At 57.0% G+C, this 2,929-nt stretch carries 3 protein-coding genes; all 3 read right to left on the bottom strand.

The window, feature by feature from the left end; translation table 11 throughout:
* Window positions 1-1,161: ATP-dependent Clp protease ATP-binding subunit ClpX (clpX, locus tag GPS82_RS13695; protein ID WP_296495654.1), on the bottom strand; the 1,161-nt coding region annotated here is incomplete at its 3' end.
* A 5-nt stretch (window positions 1,162-1,166) separates the two neighbouring features.
* The gene (gene clpP / locus GPS82_RS13690) at window positions 1,167-1,775 is read right to left on the bottom strand and encodes an ATP-dependent Clp endopeptidase proteolytic subunit ClpP (RefSeq protein WP_296495652.1); all 609 of its coding nucleotides are present in this window, start codon (window positions 1,773-1,775) and stop codon (window positions 1,167-1,169) included.
* A gap of 136 nt (window positions 1,776-1,911) precedes the next feature.
* Window positions 1,912-2,929: trigger factor (tig, locus tag GPS82_RS13685; RefSeq protein ID WP_296495650.1), on the bottom strand; the 1,018-nt coding region annotated here is incomplete at its 5' end.

The following is a 2,929-nucleotide window of genomic DNA, read 5'->3' as shown; positions in this document are numbered from 1 at the left end:
AAGATCAAACATGGTGTCAATCAGCGCCAATTCAAGGATGGAACGCAAGCCGCGTGCCCCTGTTTTTCGGATCAGCGCCTTTTTGGCGATGGCTTTCAGGGCGCTGGGGCGAATCTCCAGCTCCACGCCCTCCATGGCCAGCAGTTTGCTGTACTGCTTGACCAATGCGTTTTTGGGCTCGGTCAGAATCTGGATCAGCGTGTCTTCGCTGAGCTCGCCCAGCGTGGCCACCACCGGCATGCGACCCACCAGCTCCGGGATCAGGCCGAATTTGATCAGGTCTTCTGGTTCGACTTCCTTGAAAACCTCGGTCAGATTGCGGTTCTTCTTGCTTTTGATGGCGGCGCCAAACCCAATGCCGGATGACTCGGTGCGGTTTTCTATGACCTTTTCAAGCCCCGAGAAGGCACCGCCGCAAATGAACAGGATGTTGGTGGTGTCCACCTGCACAAAATCCTGGTTGGGGTGCTTGCGCCCGCCCTGTGGCGGCACACTCGCCATGGTGCCCTCGATCAGCTTCAGCAGCGCCTGCTGCACGCCCTCACCCGACACGTCGCGGGTGATGGACGGGTTGTCGGACTTGCGTGAAATCTTGTCGATTTCATCAATATAGACAATGCCGCGCTGGGCCCGCTCCACCTCGTAATTGCAGCTTTGCAGCAACTTGAGCACGATGTTTTCAACGTCTTCGCCCACATAACCGGCTTCGGTCAGGGTGGTCGCGTCGGCCATCACAAACGGCACGTCGAGCATGCGCGCCAGCGTTTGCGCCAGCAGCGTTTTGCCCGAACCCGTGGGGCCAATCAGCAAGATGTTGCTCTTGGACAGCTCAACGTCGTCCTTGGTGGCTTTTTCCTGATGGCGCAGGCGCTTGTAATGGTTGTAAACCGCCACCGCCAGAATGCGCTTGGCGGCCTCCTGGCCAATCACATAATTGTCGAGGTTGGCCTTGATTTCTGCGGGTGTCGGCAGATTGCTTTTTTCTTCGGTGGTCGTGGTGGGCGGCAGCTCATCGCGAATGATTTCGTTGCAAAGTTCAATGCATTCATCGCACACAAAGACCGACGGACCTGCAATCAGCTTTTTGACCTCATGCTGACTCTTGCCACAGAATGAGCAATACAGGGTTTTTTCGCCGGACGTGCCTTTTTTTTCGGCCATGACAGTTAAGCCCTTTTGGATAAAACCTGGTCAATCAGACCATATTCTTTGCACTCTTCGGCCGACATGTAATAGTCGCGCTCGGTGTCTCGCTCGATCCGCTCCAGCGGTTGGCCGGTGCGCTCGGCCAGAATTTTGTTGAGCTGTTCACGGGTTTTCAAAATCTCGCGCGCCTGAATCTCGATTTCAGTGGCCTGGCCCTGGCTTCCGCCGGAGGGCTGGTGAATCATGATTTTTGAATTGGGCAAAGAAAACCGTTTGCCCTTGGCGCCGGCGGCCAACAAAAAGGCACCCATGCTGGCGGCCATGCCGGTGCACAGCGTGGACACCTCCGGCTTGATGAAGTTCATGGTGTCATAAATGGCCATGCCGGCGCTCACCGAGCCGCCGGGGGAGTTGATGTAGAACGAAATGTCCTTGTCGGAATTTTCACTTTCAAGGAACAGCAACTGCGCCACCACCAGGTTCGCCACGTGGTCGTTGACCGGGCCGACCATAAAAATCACCCGCTCCTTGAGCAGGCGCGAGTAAATGTCATAAGACCGCTCACCCCGGCCCGACTGCTCAATCACCATCGGGACCATGCCCAAAGCCTGTGTATCCATTGCATTCATCTGAAACTTCATCATGACTCCATAAATTTAACGCTACTGTAGCTAAAAAACATAGCCTCCAAGCAAATGGGGCCTGCATGCCAGGCTGCAAGCCCGGCACAAGCCCCATGAACCCCGTATTTAAACGGCAAGCTGGTTAATTCTGCGCCATCAACTCGTCAAAGGTGACAGCCTTTTCGCTTACTTTGGCTTTTGACAGCACGAAATCGGTCACATTATTTTCAAGCACGATGGCTTCCACCTCGGCCAGGCGCGCGTTGTCGGTCATGTACCAGCGCTCCACCTCGGCTGGCTTCTCGTAGCTGGCGGCCAGTTCCTGAATATGCGCCTTGAGCTGGTCCATGGTGGCCTGCAAATTATTGGAACGCACCAGTTCGGCCACCACCAGGCCCAGGCGCACGCGGCGCTCGGCCTGCGGGCGGAACACGTCTTCAGGAATGGTCACCTTGTCGGCGTCCTTGATGCCGCGCTGCTTCAGGTCGGCACGGGCGCCCTCAAGCAGGCGCGCCATTTCTGCCTGCACACTGGCGTTGGGCAGATCAAGCTCGGCCTTGGCCACCAGCGCGTCCATCACCACGGCCTTGTTGCGCGCCAGCAAGCGGAACTTGACTTCGCGGTCCAGGTTTTTCTTGATGTCGGCGCGCAAACCCTCAACCGTCGCATCGGCAATGCCCAATGATTTGGCCAGCGCCTCGTTGACTTCAGGCAGATGCGCTGCCTCGATCTTTTTCACCGTGACCATGAAGTCGGCGGTTTTGCCGGCCACATCCTTGCCATGGTAATCAGCCGGGAAAGCCAGCGGGAAGGTCTTGCTTTCGCCGGTTTTCATGCCGCGCGAGGCTTCCTCAAACTCCTTGAGCATCTGGCCATCGCCCAGAATGAACTGAAAGTCTTCGGCCTTGCCGCCATCAAACGGCTCGCCGTCAATCTTGCCCTCAAAGTCCACCGTGAGGCGGTCGCCGTCCTGGGCGGCCGCATCTTGCGGGCGCTGCGAAAAGGTGCGGCGCTGTTTGCGCAAAATATCCAAGGTCTTGTCGATGGCGGCATCGGACACTTCGGTCGTCACTTTTTCGACCTCGGCGGTGGTCAGGTCGCCAATTTGGACTTCGGGATAAACCTCAAACACGGCCTCAAAAGTCAACTCGCCCTCTGGC

The organism is Rhodoferax sp. (genome assembly GCF_011391645.1).
GTDB lineage: Bacteria > Pseudomonadota > Gammaproteobacteria > Burkholderiales > Burkholderiaceae_C > Rhodoferax.
Note: the sequence above shows the minus strand (reverse complement) of the source record. Positions and strands in the feature narration are given on the sequence as shown.

Bases quoted from the DNA above. Each gene is read 5' to 3' on its own strand.
- clpP (WP_296495652.1), bottom strand. From the start codon at position 1,775: ATGAATGCAATGGATACACAGGCTTTGGGCATGGTCCCGATGGTGATT.